This window comes from Thalassotalea loyana, from assembly GCF_030161435.1.
GTDB lineage: Bacteria > Pseudomonadota > Gammaproteobacteria > Enterobacterales > Alteromonadaceae > Thalassotalea_G > Thalassotalea_G loyana.
The window spans coordinates 486679-508096 of sequence record NZ_BSSV01000002.1 but is presented as its reverse complement, the minus strand read 5'-3'; the positions used below and the strand labels follow the sequence as shown (position 1 = coordinate 508096).

Genomic DNA, 21418 nt, shown 5'->3' with positions numbered 1-21418 from the left:
CATTTTTATATATCGGTAAAGGTGATTACTGACCTTTAACTTCTTTTAAACCGTTAAATACCGCTTTGTCACCTAAGAACTCTTCGATACGTAATAATTGGTTGTACTTTGAAACACGGTCAGAACGACATAATGAACCTGTCTTAATTTGACCTGCTGCTGTACCTACGGCTAAATCAGCAATTGTTGCATCTTCAGTTTCACCACTGCGGTGAGAGATAACAGCAGTGAAACCTGCTTCTTTTGCCATGCGAATAGCTGCTAATGTTTCAGTTAATGAACCAATTTGGTTGAACTTGATTAAGATAGAGTTACCAATACCTTGCTCAATACCACGCGCTAAAATCTTTGTGTTAGTTACGAATAAGTCGTCACCAACGATTTGCACTTTGTTACCGATTAAGTCAGTTTGGTACTTAAAGCCATCCCAATCTGATTCGTCTAAACCATCTTCAATTGAGATGATTGGGTATTCTTCACATAGAGACGCTAAGAAATCAGAGAATTCGTTAGACGTGTACTTCTTACCTTCACCAGATAAGTCGTAAATGCCTTCTTCTTTGTTGTAGAACTCAGAAGCAGCACAGTCTAATGCTAATGTGATGTCTTTACCTAACTCATAACCAGCAGCTTCAGTTGCTTCTTTGATTACGGCTAAAGCGTCTGCGTTTGATTCTAGGTTAGGTGCAAAACCACCCTCGTCACCAACAGCTGTGTTCATGCCTTTTGAAGAAAGAACTTTCTTCAATGCGTGGAAGATTTCAGCACCCATACGTAAAGCTTCTTTGAAACTTGGCGCGCCAACTGGCTGAATCATGAATTCTTGGATATCAACGTTGTTATCAGCGTGCTCACCACCGTTTAAGATGTTCATCATTGGTAGTGGTAAAGAGTATTGACCTGGTGTGCCATTAATGTCTGCAATGTGTTCGAATAACTGAACACCTTTTGCCATTGCTGCTGCTTTCGCGTTAGCTAATGAAACCGCTAAAATAGCATTCGCACCGAAGTTTTCTTTGTTTTCTGTGCCGTCTAAATCGATCATGATTTTATCGATGTTAGTTTGGTCTAGTGCATCTTGACCGACTAATGCCTGAGCGATTTGATTGTTTGCTGCGTCAACAGCTTTTAAAACGCCTTTACCTAAGTAACGAGCTTTGTCGCCGTCACGTAATTCAAGAGCTTCACGTGAACCTGTAGAAGCACCAGAAGGAGCAGCAGCTCGGCCCCAAGCACCAGACTCTAAGTAAACATCTGCTTCAACCGTAGGGTTACCACGAGAGTCCATTACTTCACGAGCAATGATCTTAGCAATTTTCGACATTGTTTTTCCTCATACACGTCGCCCTTGCATGGGCTAAATTTGATTGTAATTCCAATAAAAAAACCGTAGCTTGGCTACGGTTTTTATGCTTAGTTTGTTTCTTTTTTGCTGTACTCAAATGAGGCCGCAACAAAGCTTTCAAACAGTGGGTGACCATCGCGCGGAGTTGAATTGAACTCTGGATGGAACTGCCCAGCAATAAACCATGGATGATCTGGGTTCTCGATCATCTCTACCAATTTCTTATCAGAAGATAAGCCCGAGAAAACTAAGCCAGCGTCCGCTATTTTTTCTCGTAAGTTATTATTTACCTCAAAACGATGACGGTGTCTTTCATAAATGGTTTCACTACCATATACGTCACATGCTTTGGTACCTTTCACTAGGTGACACAATTGTGAACCTAAACGCATGGTTCCACCTAAGTCTGAGTTTTCGTCACGGTATTCAACTTGACCTTCTTCGTCTAACCACTCGTTGATTAAACCAACAACTGGGTAAGGCGTTTCAGGGTTGAATTCTGTTGAGTGAGCATCAGTTAGACCTGCAACGTTGCGGGCAAACTCAATAAGGGCTACTTGCATACCTAAACAAATACCTAAGTATGGGACTTTGTTTTCACGTGCGTACTTAGCTGCGGCAATTTTACCTTCAACACCACGCTCACCAAAACCACCTGGTACTAGAATCGCATCTAAACCGTGAAGTACTTCTTCACCTTTAGATTCCACGTCTTGAGAGTCAACGTACTTGATTTTCACGCAAACTTGGTTTTTCAGGCCTGCATGCTTTAATGCTTCATTTACTGACTTGTATGCGTCAGGTAATTCGATGTATTTACCCACCATACCAATGGTTACTTCACCTACAGGGTTAGCTTCTTGGTATAGTACTTGTTCCCATTCTGATAAGTCAGCTTCTGGTACATCTAAATTAAAGCGCTTAACGACGATTTCGTCAGTACCTTGAGATTTCAATAACGCAGGAATTTTGTAGATTGAATCCACATCACGCATTGAAACAACGGCTTTTTCTTCAACATTACAGAATAGGGCGATTTTCGCACGCTCATTTGCAGGAATAACGCCTTCCGAACGACATACTAGAATGTCAGGGAAAATACCAATTGAACGAAGCTCTTTCACTGAGTGTTGTGTTGGTTTTGTTTTAATTTCACCTGAAGCGGCTAAGTATGGTACTAGTGTTAAGTGCATGAACATTGCACGTTCACGGCCTAACTCTACACCTAATTGACGAATAGCTTCTAAGAACGGTTGAGATTCGATATCACCTACCGTACCACCAACTTCAACCATTGCCACGTCGTAACCTTCAGCACCTTCAATTACACGACGCTTAATGTCGTTGGTAATGTGAGGAATAACCTGAATTGTTGCACCTAAGAACTCACCTTTACGTTCACGGGCAAGAATATCTTGGTAAATACGACCCGTTGTAAAGTTGTTACGTTTGGTCATTTTGGTGCGAATAAAACGCTCGTAGTGGCCTAAATCTAAGTCAGTTTCTGCGCCATCTTCAGTCACGAAAACTTCACCGTGCTGAATTGGGCTCATAGTACCTGGGTCAACGTTAATGTATGGGTCAAGCTTTAGCATGGTTACCTTTAAACCACGTGCTTCTAGAATTGCCGCCAGTGAAGCTGCCGCAATACCTTTACCAAGAGACGAAACAACACCGCCCGTTACAAATATATATTTTGTCGTCATGTTAAACCCAGATGTCAGGAAATTTGAAAATGTAGCCAAACTTGATATTTAGAATTAAAAACCAAGTATAGCAAGACGGGGCGACATTATACGTAAACATCGAGTGAACAACAAGCAAGAGAAGATGATAATTCCGTAATTTTTCCGCTAAATTTTCGCTAGAAATTACAGGTATTCAAGGTACACTAAATAAAAATCTACAAACAATGAATAAACAATAATAATGGCTGAAAACTTAGCACGTGTTTTAACACTGATTGACGACATTAATCGTCAAGATCCTAATAGCGAAATTGTTGAAGGGAAGGCGACACCAAAGGAGCTGATTTATGGTCAGCGTATGAGTGAATGTTTAGCAACGTACTGGCCACATGCGAGCGAGTTATTGCAAATAGCGGTGCGAGCACAACACGTAAAACGTTGGCATATTGCTCGTAATGAATACCCGATGGGGAAGGCGGGTTACTATGCATGGCGCAAAGCACTTGGTGCATTTCATGCTGAAACCGCTATGACGTTAATGGTTGAAAATGGCTATTCTCAAGAACAGGCAGATCAAACAGGGATTATGCTTCGTAAGGAACAGCTCAGAACCAATACAGAGACACAAACACTAGAAGATGTGGCGTGCTTAGTCTTCTTAATGTATTACTTTGAGCCTTTTGCGGCAAAGCATGACGACGCTAAAGTAATTTCAATCGTGCAAAAAACGTGGAAAAAAATGTCGCAACAGGCAAAAGATATTGCCCTATCATTGACTTTACCTGCGCACCTTGGCAAGTTAGTTGCCCAAGCGCTAGCTTAACCAATTAAGAAGTTGCTTCAGCCAGATATCATTTACCTTTAAACAATTAGAAAAATTATGAAAACAAAATCTCTTTTAACAGCAGTAGGGATTGCAGCAAGTTTGTCATTTATTCCTGCAAGTAACGCTACTATTGTCGATATTGAAACTTCCCTTGGCACTATCCAAGTAAACCTTTTTGACGAATCAACGCCAAAGACTGTTGCTAATTTCTTAGCTTACGTTGAAGACGACTCGTATATTAATACGGTTATTCACCGCAGTGTCGACGGTTTCGTTGTACAGGGCGGTGGTTTTACATTTAACGGCGAAGCATTACAAGCAATTGAGACTAAAGGCACAGTTGATAATGAACCTGTGTGGTCGAATCAAGCTGGGACAATTGCTATGGCTAAACTCTCTGGTGACCCGGATAGTGCGACAAGCCAATGGTTCTTTAATGTTGCGAATAATAGTGCAAACCTAGACAACCAAAATGACGGTTTTACAGCGTTTGGACAAGTTGTATCAGGTATGGAGGTTGTTGAAGCAATCAACAACCTAGATGATTGTAGCGAGACGCCTATGGTTAACTACGATACGTCTGACTGTTCAGTGGTTCCTGGTCAAGAAAACTTTGTATCAATTGTCTCTGTAACTATCGTTGATGACGCGACGAATACGGAAGATAGCGTTCAAAAAGTACCTTCGACAAAAACCTCTGTACCGACACCTACGCCAGGCGGCGATAGTTCTAGCTCTGGCGGAACTATGTCATTTGCCTTACTTGGCCTGTTAGGTTTAGCTCGATTATTTAGAAAATAATACTGCCTTAACGGCAAACTGGACAATGTTGGTTTGCCGTTAAATTAAAGCTTTGCCATTGTTGGAACATGCCGTCAAAAACCATTAATTGATGTGAAGGTACATTCAAACCTACAATAGTTTTAATGCACATCAGGGCTTGCATAGAGCCCACGATACCAAGAATTGGTCCAATAATACCTACTGTTGCACAGTTACGTGCCGGCACATCTTGTTCTGAAGGAATGAGACACTGATAACACCCGTGGGTTGGGGTTTTATCTTCGCTTGATAACCTATTTAAAACAAAACACTGGCCGTCAAAGCCTGTTGCAGCGCCTGAAATAAGTGTTTTTCCGTGTTCATATGACACCTTATTTAAAAGCAACCGTGTATTGATATTGTCTGTACAGTCGATAACGATGTCGACCAGTGAACAATAGTACTCTGCTGTTTCCTCATCGAGCATTTCATCAATGACTTCAATGTCAATATCTGGATTTTGAACAAGAAGTTTATCTGCTACAAGTTGCGCTTTATTTTCTCCAATATCCTGTTGGCTAAAGAGAACTTGTCTTTGTAGGTTGCTAACGTCAACATCATCACCATCTGCCAAGAATAGCTCGCCAATGCCTGCGGCTGCTAAGTACATAGCTACGGGGTGACCGAGTCCACCTAAGCCAACAATCAATACTTTAGATTTTTGCAGCGCCAGTTGCCCAGACTCTCCTATTTGTTTCAGCATGATTTGGCGTTGATATTTCAGTTGTTCGTTCGTTGTTAACACATTGATTCCATTAAATAGTCTTCAAAGCACTTGCTTTAAATTGAATAAATACGTGTTGTTGTAAACTTAAGCCCAAAGTAAACAGTGAGTATAGAGATATGGTGACAAAAAACGTTTGGTTTTTGTAACCCACTTGAACTTTTGCTTTGTTTTTTAGCTTGATGATTTTCGTTATCACAACCGGTACAACGTTCATAATAGATGTTGATTCAGGGGATTGAACGCTGATGCTGATATCCGTCGACATAACGGTACAACGGACACGTTGTTGTTGCTCATGGTTGAGGTGGTGAGTCGGTAAGTAAAGCTTTTGGCTATTGGCGAGTAATAGCTCTGTAATTCCATAATCTGAAAGATGCTTATTAATGACTAAATCTAAGCTTGTTTGCTCCCTAATATCACCAAGATCGCTTAAGGTATAAATAACGTCGGCTGTTTTTCCAAAGTGGGTAACGTTACCATGATCAAGTACGATCATTTCATCGGTAAGTTGCTGAATTTCCGCAATCTGATGCGAAACAAAGATCATAGGAATGTGGTATTTTTTGTGGATTTGCCGTAACAAGGCTAAAAATTGCTTCCTGCTACCACTATCAAGCGCACTTAACGGTTCATCTAATAACAATAACTTAGGCTCAGATAAAATTGCCCTAGCAAGAGCAACCCGCTGTTTTTCGCCACCTGAAAGGGTTGTAATTTCTTTGTTTAGCAGGGGCTTTATTCCCATTGTTTCGATTAATTCACTGTAATGAATATTCGCATCTTTACAGCGAACTTGCGCATAGCGTAAATTCTGCGCAATGGTCAGGTGTGGAAACAGCCTTGCCTCTTGAAACACCATTGAAACCTGGCGATGCTCAGGGCTGACAAAACAATTATTGTGAGAGTCTAACCACGATACGTCGTCGAGTTTAATCGTGCCACTTGTTTCTTTATTTAGGCCAGCTATAGCACGAAGCAACGTTGTCTTTCCTGCACCAGAATGACCAAAAATTCCGGTTATAGCGTTAGATTTTAAGTGTTCGTTAATCGTTAAATCAAAACCAGTAAGTGGACTGTGAATATCTATGTTTAGCATATTAAATTCTCGATACTTTGCCGATTGACGCTGATTTACGATTAATAAAGCCAACAAATGTCAGTAGGGCAAAACACCCCACGAGTAAACTGATCGCTAAGGTATGTGCTTGCTGATATTCAAACGCCTCTACATGATCAAATAAAGCTAAAGACAATACCCTTGTTTCGCCCGGAATATTGCCGCCAATCATCAGAACGATACCAAATTCGCCGATAGTATGGGCAAAGCCCAACGTTGACGCCGTAATAAAGCTTGGTTTTGTTAACGGTAGAACAATCGAGAAAAATTGGTCCCACTTGCTTGCATTTAACATCGCACCAGCTTCCAGCAGTTCAGTCCCTAGTTGCTCAAATGCTCTTTGTAGTGGTTGGACGACAAAAGGTAAGGAGTAAAATAATGAACCAATGACAATGGCTGAAAAGCTGAATGCTAACTGGCTACCTGTAATTGACTGCCAAAGTTGACCTAATCCGCTGTTTGGGGCAAACGCAATTAATAAATAAAACCCAATAACCGTAGGTGGTAAAACTAATGGTAGGGTAATTACCGCTTCAACAATAAATTTGGCCTTTGATTGCCAATGTGCCAACCACCAAGCAATTGGGGTACAGATGATTAGCAGAATAATGGTTGTTATCGCTGATAGCTTTAATGTCAGTAACAATGCGATTACATCAGGGTGTTCAAACATCAGTTTTGCACTCCATTACTCACCGCTTTAAAACCTAATTTACCTAATCGCTCTTGGGTACTCGCTGATAACAAAAAACGTTGAAAACGCTCAGCTTTGATAGGCTGTCTTGCTTGTTTCGGGATGACCATTTTCTGCTCTATCGGATTGTATAAATGCGTAGGTATTATCCAGCCTTGCTGTTGGTTGAACGATAATTGCCCCAAAGAGACAAGGCCTACGGGTGCGCCTTTTGTGATAATTTGCTGATAGGTTTGAGCAACATTTTGCCCCGTGATAAATGTTAACTGGCCTTTGATGTTAAGTCGCTCAATTACTTCTAAAGCTGCTTGACCATATGGTGCTGTTTTGGGGTTAGCAATTGCAAATCGCCCTTGATAGTTTTGTAAAAACGTTTCGTTAAGCTCTGTTGGATTTGGGCCAAACAAGGCAAGCTGTCCGATCGTATAGGTTTTTAGCGTATCGCTATTGGCTAATCCTAATTGTGTTAGCTTTTCGGGACGAATACTGTCTGCGCTTAAAAACAGGTCAAACGGGGCTCCGTAACTGATTTGTTGAAATAAGGTGCCTGAAGACGCAGAAATATATTCAATTTTTAGTTTATGCTGGCGCGCAAAGTCATCACCTAATTGTTTCAATAATGGGGTAAAGCTTGAGGCAACAGCAATGCGAAGCGGCAATGATTCGGCATAAGCACTGGTTTGAGGAAGCATTAGTCCTTGCCAGACGAGGCAAAGAGCTACAGCGTAGCGTTTAAGAAGATTGATAATTGGCTTTTTTGCATCCATGCTGTCACCATGTGTTGGCTTGTTGCTCGTCGCTTTCTCTTGCTTCAAGCCACTTTTCCCCAGTATTAGTTAGTTCTTTTTTCCAAAAAGGTGCAGACACCTTCAAGTAGTCGATAATAAACTCACAGGCTTCGAAAGCATTCTTTCTGTGCTTTGAAGTGACCCCTACATAAACTATCTGATCACCAATTTTTAATTCGCCAACACGGTGAATAACGGTAACACTACCAAGTTCCCATCGTGTTTTAGCTTGACTTACGATATCCCTTAATGCCTTTTCGGTCATTTGTGGATAGTGCTCAAGGCATAATCCTTGAACGTGTTCGCCTAAGTTATTATTTCTAACTTTACCGACAAAAGTGACGATTGCACCATCGGTATCTGTGTTTTCGGTTAGTAGCCGATATTCATGTGCTTGGTCGAAGTCTTGAGTTTGAACTCTTATCATTGCTAACCACCTGTCACTGGTGGAAAGAAAGCGATTTCATCATCGGCTGAAATACTATGATCTGATGATACCATATTGTGATTTACTGCGTTCAGAAGCTTCCCATTGCTTAATGCTGTTTCCCAATTAGGATATATAGCTACTAAGGCATTTTTTACATCAGCTACCGTTTTTACATCATTTGTTATGTCAAGTGATGTAATTTCGCAGTCTAATTCTTCTCTTAGCGAAGCAAAGAACTTAATGGTTACTTTGTCTGACATAACTTTTCCTTAATCTGCTACCTTTTGCCAATCGCCAGATTTACCGCCTGACTTAGCGACAACTTCAATGCCACCTATTTTCATATGCTTGTCTACCGCCTTACACATATCGTATAAGGTTAAACAGGCAACAGAGCACGCCGTTAATGCTTCCATTTCTACACCAGTTTGACCGGCTAGTTTACACATAGTGTTGACGTAAACTCTGTTGTTAGCATCATCAATTGAAAAGTCTACATGCACTTTAGTAAGCATCAAAGGGTGGCACAAAGGAATTAAATCGCTACATTTCTTCGCTGCTTGTATTCCGGCAATTCGTGCAATAGCAAAGACATCACCTTTTTTGTGTTCACCCTGCTTGATTAGCTTGAGCGCTAACGCTGACATTTCAATATAGCCAACAGCGTGTGCTTCTCGCGTGGTCACTTGCTTTTGCGTGACATCGACCATATTCGCTTGGCCTTTGTCATCAAGGTGAGTTAGTGTTTCTGACATATTAACCTCGTGATTCACACTTAGCTGCCAAATTTAAGTGAGGTACAAAGTTACATGGACGATGTGAAGCATCGATTTGTTCTTTGATGATTTTATCCCATGCCGTTTTACACGCATTTGTAGAGCCAGGTACGCAAAAAATCACAGTATGGTTTGCCATGCCAGCAAAAGCTCTCGACTGAATAGTTGAAGTACCGATTTCACCTAAAGAAACATGCCTAAAGATTTCTCCAAAACCTTCTACTTGTTTGTCAAAAAGTACTGAAAGTGCCTCAGGTGTATTATCGCGAGCGGTGAAACCTGTGCCACCAGTAGAAATAACAACATCAATATTTTCGTCTGCGATCCATTTAGACACGATCGCGCGTAGCTGATACACGTCATCTTTAACAATAGTCTTGTCGATTAAATGGTGACCTGCGTCGACAAGTCTATCGACAAGTGCTTTACCTGATGTGTCGGTAGATTCGTCTCTAGTATCAGACACCGTCAATACGGCGACATTAAGTGGCTGAAAAGGTACTAGTGTTTTACTCATTTTAACTTACTCGTATTGTCATTTGTTCATTTGCTTCCCGCCATTGCTCTGGCGTGTTGCAGTTAAAAAGTTGTTGTTTATGTTTAGCTTCTAATGCTATTGCTGTATTCGGTATCTGCTTGAGCATTTGCTTGATCGAAAGCGATTTATCTTTCTTGCCGGTGGTTAACCCGTTTTGAAGTCTTGCAAGTAGCTGGCTGAAAAATAATTCAGTCATAGCATTTCTTGGTAAATAAAGCGGCAAAAAATGATCGTCATAATGACAAGCTGTTTTTGACAATTCACCAACCTGTCTAATCTTCGCCAAACAAGCTGGCGTAAGCAGAGGTAAATCAACCGGCAGGAATAAATAACCATTTACATGTGGCGCTTTGAGGAAAGTCGTCGCGATTCCACCTAATGGACCAAGATTTTCGAAGTTGTCAGCGAATTGCTCGCTAGACGTTGGCGCTGATTGAAAATTGATACTATGTACAATTTGGCTTGCGCCCGCATCTTGAAGTAGGGCACTACTGTATGCCAACATATTTTGCTCTGTAGTCCGTGGTAATTCAGCTTTATTTTGGCCCATACGTGACGATAAACCACCCGCTAATACGACCCCTAAACACGCGTTATTTGTACTCACAATACTTAACCACCGAGCATAGATAAATGTGAAGTTGCACCCGTTAGCCTATCGTGTAAAAAGTGCGTTGCTTTTTTATCGTGAATTAGTCTTGAGACAGCATTAACTAGCTCAGTAGGATCATCTTGCTGCAGATACTCTCTCAATGATAAACCTTGGTCCGCAAATAGACATAAATGCAACTTACCCAGTGCACTCATTCGCAATCGATTACAGGACGCGCAAAAATCTTTGCTGTAAGGCATAATTAAGCCGATTTTTCCTTGATAATCCGGATGGCAATATTCGATTGCAGGTCCTGCGCTTTTTTCTTTAATAATTGGTACCCAACCTCGTTCAAACAGTTGATTTTGAATGGTAGTGCCACTGACATGTTGTTTGTCAAAATAAGCTTTATTGTCCCCTGTTTCCATGAGTTCAATAAACCTTACTGATACTGGCGTTTCTTTCACCCAATCAAAGAAATAATCGAGCTGTCTTTTGTGGTATTGCTTGAGTAAAACGGCATTCACCTTGAGCTTGGCACGACCATCAGCCAACACCATATCAATTCCTTTGAGTATTTCATCAAGCTTATTTGCGCCCGTAATTAAATTAAATTGCTCTGGAATTAATGAATCAATACTGATGTTTAACGCGTTCAAACCGGCGTCTAACCAGTCTTGGCATTGTGTCGTAATTTTGTAGCCATTGGTTGTCAAGGCAACGGTATTAATGTTTGGTGTTTGCGCAACGGTCTGAATGATTTCAGGTAAATCTTTTCGAAGTGAAGGCTCTCCACCTGTGATTCTAATCTTTTCAGTACCCATCAAAGAAAACGCATTGACCGTTCTTTTAATTTCACTGAGTGATAAAAATTGCCTGTCGGAATCACACTGATAGCCGTCAGGTAGGCAGTATTCACAACGGAAGTTGCATACATCGGTAATAGACAGTCTAAGGTAATAAAACCTTCTGCCAAAATCATCTGTTAACATGTCACCTTTCCAAATGTCGGGAGGCATAGTCGTTTCCAACTAAACCCTGGCAGCCAATTAAGCGGCTGCGGCTCAAACCACCTGTTACATCTATGTAATTTAGCGATAAAAGCTCGGCGAATTAATATACTAAATACTAGAGTATTTGTTGATATAACTCAATATAGCTACTTTGATCACGGACAAGTTTTACGTAAGATAGATAATTATTTTTATCATAGGGTTAGCCATGAGTTGCGATTGTTTTTCTGAACAACAGTTCCTAAGCGTAGAGCAAGCGATAAACAATATTGTTGATAATATCGAAGCGATAACAGAATTCGAAGAAGTGAACTTAGATCAGGCGTTGAACCGCGTTTTGTTTGCTGATCAAGTCAGCCCTGTTCAAGTGCCTCCTCATGATAACTCGGCGATGGACGGTTATGCTGTTAATTTTGACAGTTTAGCCACTAGCACGACGACTAAGTTAATTGGTAAGTCGATGGCTGGTGAACCATATTTTGGTACGTGTGGTTTAGGTGAGTGTGTGCGCATTATGACTGGCGCAGTGATTCCTGATGGTTGTGATACGGTTATTATGCAAGAGCATTGCCAGGTTGAAGGCGACAAGGTGTCTTTTTTGAAGGACGTAAGAAAAGCACAAAATGTGCGCTTTGCTGGAGAAGATATCGACAACGCTCAAACGATACTTCACCGTGGTAAGCGACTTAATGCAATCGATATTGCGTTATTAGCGTCAGTTGGAATAGCGTCAGTAAAAGTTTATCGCAAGATTAAAGTGGCATTAATTGCGACAGGTGATGAATTAAAAGCTGCCGGACAACCCTTGTCTGCAGGCGATATTTATGAATCCAATGGTCACTTCTTAAAGCACATGTTGGCGAAAATTAACGCCGATGTTATCGACTATGGTATTATTGCTGATGATTTTGACTTGATAAAACAAGCTTTTTGCGATGCCGATGAAGCAGCAGATGTTGTGATATCAAGCGGTGGTGTATCGGTAGGCGATGCCGATTACACCAAGATGGTACTCGACGATATTGGCAAAATTGGTTTCTGGAAGATATCAATGAAACCAGGAAAACCCTTAGCCTTTGGTTTGTTACCTAATAGCACCTTTTTTGGCTTACCGGGTAATCCGGTATCGGCAGCTGTTACGTTTTATCAAATAGCAATGCAAGGAATTACCAAGATTGCTGGGGCAACACCTATTAAAAGAATGCGTTTGCCTGCAGTGACGTTAACCGAATTGCGAAAAGCACCTGGTCGAACAGACTTTCAGCGTGGGAATTATCATGTTGATGAGAGTGGGCGGGTTGTTGTTAAAACGACTGGTACTCAAGGTTCAGGTGTTTTATCAAGTATTGGACGTGCAAATTGTTTTATCATTATGGATAAAGACCAAGGTGGCGTGAGTGCAGGGGAGAGCGTGGTTATCGAACCATTCGATGCACTGTTAGGTGATTAAGAATAATTATAATTTGGAAGTAACATGAAAGATGACGCTGAATTTTCATCATCGGTATTAGCAGGACGCTATCAAAGACTTAAACAATTTATTTGGTTAGCCCAGTTTGTTATAGCTATGGTTATCACCAGCAATTATTTCGCTGGGGTGGATGTTGCAGAAACACCAATACTTATGTCGGCTTTTGCAATTAATTTCATCAGCTTAGCTTTCTTGTATTTCAAACGCTTTACCGTCTCTTCTGCGATCTTGTTACTCAACGGTGCTTTTGTCATAACCAGCCTTATGTATATAAATAATGGTTTGCGAGACAGTGCCGTTGTCGCATTGCCCGGTATTCTTGTATTTTCCGCTATCGTTGGTTCCTCACGATTATTTTACTGTGTTTTAATTTATGTCATCTGTTTTGTTATTGGACTTGGTTATTACGACATTGAATTAGGCAATAATCGCAATGTTGCACCGGTAAACTGGAGTGTTGTTGCTGATATTGTTGTGATTTTATTAGTCATAGGTTTTACCGTAAAACAGCTCGTCAATGAGCTTAAACGTAAAACTAATGAATTAACGTTTGAGCACAAACAAGCAACTGAAAGTCAGAAAGAAATACAGCATTTAGCACATCATGATGCCTTAACTGGTCTGCCTAATAGGTATTTGGCAGAAGACCGCTTTCAACAATCTTTGGCTCATGTTACGAGAAGTGGCGAGTTGGTTGGCTTATTGTTTATCGACTTAGATCATTTTAAGCCGGTCAATGATAATTTGGGTCATGATATTGGTGATTTATTATTGAAGGAAGTGGCGAGCAGAATCAGTACGGTAGTGCGCAAACGCGATTCTGTTTGTCGTATTGGTGGTGACGAGTTTGTCGTGATTATTGAAGCGAATAATGAACAAAGCTCAATAGGTGACATCGCGAATAAAATTCTTGAAACACTCAAAAGCCCATTTTTCATTTTGTCTCATAAAATAGAGATTTCTGCATCGATTGGCGTTGCACTCTCACCTAATGACGGTGTTGAGTTTGACGAGTTGAGTAAAAAAGCAGATTTAGCCATGTACAAGTCAAAAGCGCTCGGGCGAAATGCTTGCAGTTTTTTTGATGAAGAATTAAACCAAGAGTTGGCAATCAAAGGACAGTTGGTTGAGCAGTTGCGAAATACGATTGTTAAAAAGTCTCTAGACTTGTATTACCAGCCAGTCCTTAATCTAGATAAGAATGAAATCGTAGGCGTTGAAGCATTAGTTCGATGGAATAATGGCGTCAATTTATGGATCGATCCCGATGTGTTTATTCCACTAGCCGAAGACAATGGCATGATCCAAGAAATAGGCAAGCGTGTTTTAAAAGAGACGTGCATTCAATGTATGAATTGGCGAAATCGAGGATATGCTAATTTAACCGTTTCAGTGAATGTATCGGCATATCAACTGCGTGATAATTCATTAGAGTCGATGGTATTAGACACATTGAACATTACGGGGTTGCCGCCAGAAGCGTTGACCTTGGAAATTAAAGAATCTGCATTGTTAAGCAAACACAACCAAGTAGAACAGCAAGTGAAGTCAATGCAGAAATTTGGTGTGAATATCTGCATTGATGATTATGGTTACGGGCACTCGAATTTGGTTGATCTTTATCATATGGGAGTCAAATCAATTAAACTTGATCGTAAACTGATCAATGCAATGGAAGATAATCGCCACGAACAAAAAATACTTGATGGTCTTCTTTCTTATGCAAAACATATTGGTATAGATGTTATTGCAAAAGGTGTTCAATCAGACAGCCTATTAACCACACTCGTTGATAAAAAGTGTCAATATGGACAAGGGTTTGAGCTGTGTGAACCGCTGCCATTAGACGACTTTAGTGTTTATTTAGAACGTTCTTACCATTAATAGCGTTTGCAATCTTAATCGCATTCTCATTTTTTTATTCAAAGCACCTGATAACTTCTTCAGGTGCTTTTGTCCATCCTATCTACTTTACTGAAATTTCCAGTTGGTAGTTTTGATACGAACAATCATGCTTTTTATTTTTTCCAATGAGATACAACCCCTGCATTGAATTTGATTCGTTATTTTTCATGATCTTGATATCGGCATACTGGCCGTCATAAGTGACGGTACCTGTGATGCTTTTTTCCTCAGATAGGCATAGTAATTTTGTCGCTGTTATATATTTTTCTTTGTCAAATATATTGGCCACGACTGGGAGCTTACCTGAAACGTGCTTAGAACGTTGCTTGTCCTTCGAGAACTCAAAAGACAATGTACCTGTTGGCGACACGTTAACTTTGTCACCTTGATGAATATAGTGAGTGATAACGTCAAGCCGACTTGGCTTTTCAACGTTAGCTGACAACTTATCTTCAACGATAAAAACGCCAGACTGGCCAATGACAGATAGCTCAAAATGATGATTGTTGAGTTGCCTAACAACTAATGCGGTTCTTTCGTCTACCCCAAATGCAAGGCGACTCATAGTATGACGAGCCAGCACAGCTAAGCGCCCTTGACGCCCGCGCTCAGAAAAGTGCGTATCCAGTATTCCTACCGAAAATAAACCGAGTCCACCTAATGAGGAATAAGTCAGTTGATCGTTAGGAACGGCGTCGCAGTTATTTGCTTTTTGGCAGCCTTCGGTTGGTACAACGTTAGCATGTGCACCATGGAATATCGCGCGATCACTTTGACCACTCGTTATCATAGGAACAGGATGTTTGTTAAAAATACCACCGGACATGACTGCGGTTCCCGCACTCGTGCCACCAATGATAAAATTTCCATCATTAAATTTAGCTCTGATGGTTGCCATTAACGCTGTGTCTTCACCGTTTGGCTTGATAAAGGCCTGCTTAGTGAGTGATTGATCACCGCCGTTAATAAAAATGCCGTCCGCCTGTGTTACTTGGTTCAACATGAGTTGCGGATCAAGACAAGCTGCATGTTGCTTCGCCGTTAAATCTGGATAAATTGACTCTCTGTATGCAGATTTTTGAACGTTAATTCTTGTTTCGGCAAGTTGGTCGCACAATCGTGGGTTACTGCGTGATTGGTTATTTAATATTGACTGGAGCGTAGCATCTATTGGTAACCATTGAACGATAGCACCTGCCTGTTCAAACGCTTGCACATAAAAATCGACAGCTTCAAAACTATCTCTTGCCGACGCCGTAACGACGAGAATAGTTGGTTTTTCTCTTCCTGAGAGGAATTTTGCACGTTCGACAAACTCACGGTATACCTGAGTGGTAAACGAATTCTTTGACCTGTCTAGCCAGACTGTTTCCTTCAATCTTTCGTTGTTGATGGGAGATTGCTGATGTATTTCAAGTGCATCCAGCAATAAATAATATTCAGGATCTGACAATTTGTTTATTAGGTTTGTATTGTCAAATTGTCGCAAATAATCGATTAATGCCCGTTTTGACATTCGTTTTTTATTTGATTCTTTTAACGCTTTTGTGAGTAATTTTTTTATTTGAGTCCCATGTTTTGCCGAATAATGGGTAGGAATTAACCTATCAACTCGGTCTCTTGCGGTATGATCTAAACGATAAAGTGCCTGAGTTTTTGCTATCTCATTCGTTGAATTAGATAGATTGTGCCCTGAATTACACTGCGATTTTGACATGGTTGAACAGGATTTTAACCCGCCGCCAACTAAAAAAAGTTCGCTTGGGTTATTAATTGTGTTTTTGTTATTTGCTGTCGCATTTACTGAAAATAGCAGCAATATTAGAGAAGTTAGTCGCATTTCAAAATTCCTATCTCGATGTTTTTTGACGAAACAAATCGTTTTTTTAACAATTGTGTTGACAATGTTTTTTGACAACGGTATTTATTAATTAAGTGAATTTTGAATGAGCTTGATTAGGGTCAAGCTCTTGGAAAACCGAAGACCTTTTTAATATGTACAAGAAAGCATTCACGCTGACAACATATTACTACTCGAATTTTTATCTTTCGGAGTGGTTTGACGAATAAACCCGGAAAGCATTTTGCTTTCCGGGGCATGACGTCTGCGACTTCATCCCCCTCTTAAAAATTATTTCTTCACAGTCTGTTGCGCTATTGGTGCGCGCTGTGTGTCATTAAAAAATTAAAATTATAAACGGTCAGAAGATGAATAAATTTACGTTATCGGCAGTCGCACTGTCTGTGTTAGCGATTTGTAATGCTAACGCTCAAGAGGGAAATAACGCGTCAAAAGAAGAAACAGCGATCGAAAAAATCACTGTTACGGGTAGTCAAATTCGAGGTGTTGATTTAGAAGGTACACAGCCACTCGTTGTCATCAATGCAGATGATATTCGCAACTCTGGTGCAAGCTCAATTTCTGAGTTGATGGCACAAATCAGTCAAACACGCGGCGGTATCGGATCATTCACCACGTCAGAGAGTGGTGCAACTTCAAACGCAACACCAGCGGGTCAAGCGGCTGCGTCTTTACGTGGTTTAGGGCCATCATCAACATTAACGCTGATTAACGGACGTCGTGTTGCAGCAAGTTCATTTGCGGCAGGCACACAAAACTTTGTTGATATTAATTCAATTCCACTATCAGCAATCGAGCGCGTAGAAGTACTTGCTACGGGAGCGTCAGCAATTTACGGGGCCGACGCAGTTGCCGGCGTAATCAATTACATTCTGAAAACAGATTACCAAGGTGCAGAAATTAATGGCTCGTATGGCAACAGTTTTACGGGTTCAGATGAAGGCAAATACAACATCAATTTTCTCTGGGGTGGTGAAATTGCAGGCGGTAACTTAACGGTATTTGCAGACCATTTTGACCGCAACGCATTTCATGCTCAAGATCGGGAGTACACCCGCACGCCTGTGCTTGAAAGTAATTATTCATACTTACCAAAACACACGCCTAATATTTACTATTATTCAGCATTTGATGGCAATGAAATTGGCAATCCAAATTGTAAAACTGCGTTTGTCACGACGGAATATGGCGAGGAAATCTGCGCGTATTATGCAAACTAAGATGATGAATTAAGATCTGCGCTTGAGACAACGTCAGCTGGTTTTATCTATAGTCATGATTTCGACAACATGAGCTGGAACACGGACTTCTTTTACAGCAGAACTAAGTCGACAGCCGTATCTTCGCCTGCGCCAATTGATCAAATAGATGACTCAGAAGGGCCTTGGATTGGTGAAGAAGCATTGTATGGTGCCTTTTCCCAAGACGTAGCCGATGCACTCGTTTACGATATGTGGATTGATCCGTTTGATACTCAAGCTGGTCAAACACTTTATGGCTTTCGATACGATGCAAGATTTGGCACGCCACGTACTGTCGACATAGAAACTGATGCGATGCGTTTAGTTTCAAGTTTATCTGGTGAGTGGGGGGAATGGTTTTGGGAAACCGGCATTACGTTATCAAAATCAGAATCTGAGCAGATTGCCAGTGCAGGGATTTATAATCGATATAAATATCATGCAGTTAGTACAGGTGAATTATGTAGTGATGGTTCAATTGCTAATTATGATAGCAATGCGGATTCACTGTCTTGCGCGTCTGGTAATCTACTCGCAACTTACAACCCATTTTTAGAGGGTAATTCAGCTAATGATGCACTTTTAGCAGCAGCGCAGGAAATGCCTACACGCAGTGGTGAAAGCACGGTATATGGTATTGACGCCAAAATTTCTGGTGATATCGCTGAAATAAATGACTATATGATCAGCGCGGCATTTGGTGTTGAATTTAGACGAGAAGAAATCAATGATATTCCATCTTTAAATGCGCGTGCTAGATTCGAAAATGATTATCTAGTTGATGTTTTCGGTTTCGGTTCAAGTCTATCTCAAGCGGATCGAAATCAATGGGGAGCGTTTGCAGAGTTTTACTGGCCGTTGACCGATCAATTAGAGCTGCAGTTAGCGGGACGTTACGATGACTACAATGATTTTGGTGACACCTTTAACCCTAAAGTAGGCGTAACGTATCGCCCGCATGAATCGGTTGTTTTCCGCGGTTCATGGTCAACATCGTTTCGTGCGCCATCGTTAACGCAAGCAGGCGTTAAATTAAGAACGACGACCGCCACCTATGATTGTTCAGCGAATCAGAATGTTGCTGCATTATATTGTGATGGTGACGGTTTTACTTCAAGCCCTAATGTGCTTGAACTTGGCAACAGTAATTTAAAGCCTGAAGAATCTGAATCGGTCAGTTTAGGCTTTGCATGGAGCCCATCTCAAGACACTCACTTCTCAATCGACTACTGGTCATTCAAGCATGAAGAGTTAATTGATACCGACATGACAGCAGTCTTGGCCAACGCAATCACTGATGCATCTTTGCGTCACTGTGGATTGGTGCCAGCAGGCGAAATGGGGATATCCTATGGCGAAGATACTTGTAGCGTGACAGATAACAGTGGTTTGTATATCGATGAAGATGGCGCAAACCTATACGAAATCCTTGAAAATGGTTGGGATGACGGTAATGGTATATTCCGTGACCCTCAACTTGATTTATATCGAGATCACGTCATCCAGCTTGAGAATACGGGAACACAAGAAGTTAGTGGTTACGATATCGCATTTGATCATAGCCTTCAGTTTGAACAGGGCCGCCTGACTTTTTCTATTGATGGTACGCATTATGCGAGTTTTGAACGAAATATTGCGGGCTCAACTGAAATTGAGGAGTTGATTGGCACTTGGCGTTATCCTGAAAATATTGCAAGTTTTCGTGTATCGTGGGTCGGTGAACAGTTCTATACGAGCTTAACAGCTGATTATACAAGTTCATACCAAGATGATATCAAGCGTTTACGCGGACGAAATATCGACGAACTAGAAAGTTTAGGTGAGTTAGATGCCAATGGTGAAAGAGATGTCGATTCGTGGACTACGGTTCGTTTTAACATGGGATACGACTTTGACAACATGAATCTAAATTTCACAGTTCACAATGTTTTTGATGAAGAGCCGCCGGTAGCATATGGTTCAGGTCGAGGGTTCGATTCGATCAACCATAATGCGCTTGGGGTAAATTACCAATTGTCATTTAGCTACTTCTTTAAGTAGGCATTGTATGGCTACTTCAGTTTCACTAAAGTAGCCATATTCCTTTCCTTCAATAACCAGAGTCGACTCGTGAAAGATTTAAACCAAGAAAAGGTGTTAACGCCTTCTTCGAAAATGCCTGACGCATTGATAATTCTATTCTTTGTAGTCCTTGTTGCGGCGCTTCTAACGCATGTTATTCCTGCTGGTCAATTCAAAATGACTGAGCCGGATAATGGCGAAAAAGCAATGATCATTGCTGAAAGTTTTTCATTGGTAGAAACACAAGGTGTTCCTATTTTTGCCGATAGTGGAGGCGTTGGCTTTTTCAACTTTGCCTTTGAAGGCATGGTCTCGGGCACCAAGTGGGGCTCAGCAATTGGCGTCATGATGTTTATCATTATTACCGGAGGTGCATTCGGTATCGTGATGAAAACTGGTGCAGTCAACAATGGCATTCTTGCTCTCATTAATCGAACAAAAAAACTAGAGTTTCTGTTTATCCCGATTCTCTTTGTTATGTTTTCGTTAGGAGGTGCAATTTTTGGTATGGGTGAAGAAGCAATAGCCTTCTGTATCGTACTACTGCCATTAATGAGAGCGCTAGGTTATGACGCGCTAACGACGGTATTGGTCACCTATGTGGCGACACAAATTGGCTTTGCTGCTTCTTGGATGAACCCTTTTAGTGTTGCTATTGCTCAAGGCATTGCTGATGTTCCTTTACTATCGGGAGCGCCATTTCGCATGACAATGTGGCTCGTATTTACAGCGGTTGGCGTAGTTTTTACGATGAGGCATGCCAATGCTATTAAGGCAACATCGAGCGAATCTTCCATCGATACGCTAAATTCACTTTCTCAAGGTCAGTTCACTAAAGTTGATTCGATCATTCTTTCCATTTTTGGATTAGCCATTGTATGGGTTATTTGGGGAGTTGTTGAAAAAGGGTATTACTTGCCAGAAATAGCAAGCCAATTCTTTGCCATGGGGTGTGTCATTGCTGCAGTCGCAGTTTTAGGCAAACGTATCTTGTTAAATGATGCGGCAGATGCGTTTAAGCATGGTGCTCAAGAATTACTTCCTGCTGCAATGATCGTAGGTATGGCTAAAGGTATTGTCATTTTGTTAGGAGGTGATGACCCTTCTCAACCTTCGGTATTAAATACACTACTACATTATGCAGGATTGTTGATTGGCGATTTTCCAAGCTATATATCTGCGCTACTTATGTTGGCTTTTCAATCGGTGTTTAACTTTTTTATTGCTTCTGGGTCAGGGCAAGCTGCGTTAACGATGCCATTAATGGCGCCGTTGGCTGATCTGGTGGGGGTTACCAGACAGGTCGCGGTACTCGCTTTTCAGCTTGGCGATGGGTTAACAAATATTATTATTCCAACATCGGCGTCACTCATTGGTTGTCTTGGTGTTGCGAAAGTCGATTGGGTTGTTTGGGCTAAGTTTATCGCTAAATTCATGTTGGTGCTGATTGCACTTGCAGCAAGCTTTGTCGTGATAGCTGTACTGATGAATTTCAGTTAGTTAGCTTACAAATTAAATGAGAA

General features: G+C 41.1%; 18 protein-coding genes, 1 pseudogene and 1 riboswitch. Of the genes and pseudogenes, 6 read left to right on the top strand and 13 right to left on the bottom strand.

What is annotated here, in order from left to right:
- Window positions 1-25: 25 nt before the first annotated feature.
- A complete protein-coding gene (gene eno / locus QQK05_RS07505; protein ID WP_284297169.1) occupies window positions 26-1324 on the bottom strand; it encodes a phosphopyruvate hydratase in 1299 nt (432 codons plus the stop codon).
- 89 nt (window positions 1325-1413) lie between these two features.
- On the bottom strand, window positions 1414-3051 hold the full coding sequence (locus QQK05_RS07500; RefSeq protein ID WP_284297167.1) for a CTP synthase: 1638 nt from the start codon (window positions 3049-3051) through the stop codon (window positions 1414-1416).
- A gap of 223 nt (window positions 3052-3274) precedes the next feature.
- Between QQK05_RS07500 and QQK05_RS07495 the strand changes: the two genes are divergently transcribed.
- Together QQK05_RS07495 and QQK05_RS07490 are read left to right on the top strand one after the other, a co-directional pair.
- Window positions 3275-3856 carry a DUF4202 domain-containing protein gene (locus QQK05_RS07495; RefSeq protein WP_284297165.1) on the top strand — a complete coding sequence of 194 codons (582 nt, stop codon included), beginning with the start codon at window positions 3275-3277 and terminating at the stop codon, window positions 3854-3856.
- 57 nt (window positions 3857-3913) lie between these two features.
- On the top strand, window positions 3914-4660 hold the full coding sequence (locus QQK05_RS07490) for a peptidylprolyl isomerase (RefSeq protein WP_284297163.1): 747 nt from the start codon (window positions 3914-3916) through the stop codon (window positions 4658-4660).
- Between the two features lie 7 nt (window positions 4661-4667).
- Here QQK05_RS07490 and QQK05_RS07485 read toward each other — a convergent pair whose 3' ends face one another.
- From QQK05_RS07485 to moaA, 10 genes are all read right to left on the bottom strand, one after another.
- Window positions 4668-5426: a HesA/MoeB/ThiF family protein gene (locus tag QQK05_RS07485; RefSeq protein WP_284297161.1), complete on the bottom strand. Its 759-nt coding sequence runs from the start codon at window positions 5424-5426 to the stop codon at window positions 4668-4670.
- Window positions 5427-5436: 10 nt separating this feature from the next.
- A complete protein-coding gene (gene modC, locus QQK05_RS07480; protein ID WP_284297159.1) occupies window positions 5437-6504 on the bottom strand; it encodes a molybdenum ABC transporter ATP-binding protein in 1068 nt (355 codons plus the stop codon).
- Between the two features lies 1 nt (window position 6505).
- Window positions 6506-7198 carry a molybdate ABC transporter permease subunit gene (gene modB / locus QQK05_RS07475; RefSeq protein ID WP_284297157.1) on the bottom strand — a complete coding sequence of 231 codons (693 nt, stop codon included), beginning with the start codon at window positions 7196-7198 and terminating at the stop codon, window positions 6506-6508.
- Entirely contained in the window at window positions 7198-8034 is an 837-nt protein-coding gene (gene modA, locus QQK05_RS07470) for a molybdate ABC transporter substrate-binding protein (protein WP_284297154.1), read from the bottom strand. The genes modB and modA overlap by 1 nt, the downstream gene beginning before the upstream one ends.
- Window positions 7991-8434, bottom strand: coding sequence for a molybdopterin synthase catalytic subunit MoaE (gene moaE, locus QQK05_RS07465; RefSeq protein ID WP_284297152.1), 444 nt, complete (start codon window positions 8432-8434; stop codon window positions 7991-7993). The genes modA and moaE overlap by 44 nt, the downstream gene beginning before the upstream one ends.
- 2 nt (window positions 8435-8436) lie before the next feature.
- Entirely contained in the window at window positions 8437-8697 is a 261-nt protein-coding gene (gene moaD / locus QQK05_RS07460) for a molybdopterin converting factor subunit 1 (protein WP_284297150.1), read from the bottom strand.
- Between the two features lie 9 nt (window positions 8698-8706).
- The gene (moaC, locus tag QQK05_RS07455; protein WP_284297148.1) at window positions 8707-9192 is read right to left on the bottom strand and encodes a cyclic pyranopterin monophosphate synthase MoaC; all 486 of its coding nucleotides are present in this window, start codon (window positions 9190-9192) and stop codon (window positions 8707-8709) included.
- Window position 9193: 1 nt separating this feature from the next.
- Window positions 9194-9730 (bottom strand): molybdenum cofactor biosynthesis protein B, encoded by a 537-nt coding sequence (gene moaB / locus QQK05_RS07450; protein WP_284297146.1) that lies wholly within the window; start codon window positions 9728-9730, stop codon window positions 9194-9196.
- Between the two features lies 1 nt (window position 9731).
- The gene (mobA, locus tag QQK05_RS07445; protein WP_284297143.1) at window positions 9732-10358 is read right to left on the bottom strand and encodes a molybdenum cofactor guanylyltransferase; all 627 of its coding nucleotides are present in this window, start codon (window positions 10356-10358) and stop codon (window positions 9732-9734) included.
- Between the two features lie 5 nt (window positions 10359-10363).
- On the bottom strand, window positions 10364-11335 hold the full coding sequence (moaA, locus tag QQK05_RS07440; protein WP_284297207.1) for a GTP 3',8-cyclase MoaA: 972 nt from the start codon (window positions 11333-11335) through the stop codon (window positions 10364-10366).
- A riboswitch (molybdenum cofactor riboswitch) is annotated at window positions 11322-11466 on the bottom strand. It overlaps the preceding gene by 14 nt.
- Before the next feature lie 98 nt (window positions 11467-11564).
- On the opposite strand from moaA, the gene moeA reads away from it, so the two are divergent.
- Window positions 11565-12806: a molybdopterin molybdotransferase MoeA gene (gene moeA, locus QQK05_RS07435; RefSeq protein WP_284297141.1), complete on the top strand. Its 1242-nt coding sequence runs from the start codon at window positions 11565-11567 to the stop codon at window positions 12804-12806.
- A 24-nt stretch (window positions 12807-12830) separates the two neighbouring features.
- Complete coding sequence (locus QQK05_RS07430) at window positions 12831-14711, top strand: putative bifunctional diguanylate cyclase/phosphodiesterase (protein WP_284297139.1); 1881 nt, start codon at window positions 12831-12833, stop codon at window positions 14709-14711.
- 82 nt (window positions 14712-14793) lie between these two features.
- Here QQK05_RS07430 and QQK05_RS07425 read toward each other — a convergent pair whose 3' ends face one another.
- Complete coding sequence (locus QQK05_RS07425) at window positions 14794-16572, bottom strand: cyanophycinase (RefSeq protein ID WP_284297137.1); 1779 nt, start codon at window positions 16570-16572, stop codon at window positions 14794-14796.
- 368 nt (window positions 16573-16940) lie between these two features.
- Between QQK05_RS07425 and QQK05_RS07420 the strand changes: the two are divergent.
- Window positions 16941-19874, top strand: a pseudogene (locus QQK05_RS07420) (TonB-dependent receptor domain-containing protein).
- A gap of 114 nt (window positions 19875-19988) precedes the next feature.
- A complete protein-coding gene (yfcC, locus tag QQK05_RS07415) occupies window positions 19989-21395 on the top strand; it encodes a putative basic amino acid antiporter YfcC (protein WP_284297205.1) in 1407 nt (468 codons plus the stop codon).
- Window positions 21396-21418 lie beyond the last annotated feature (23 nt).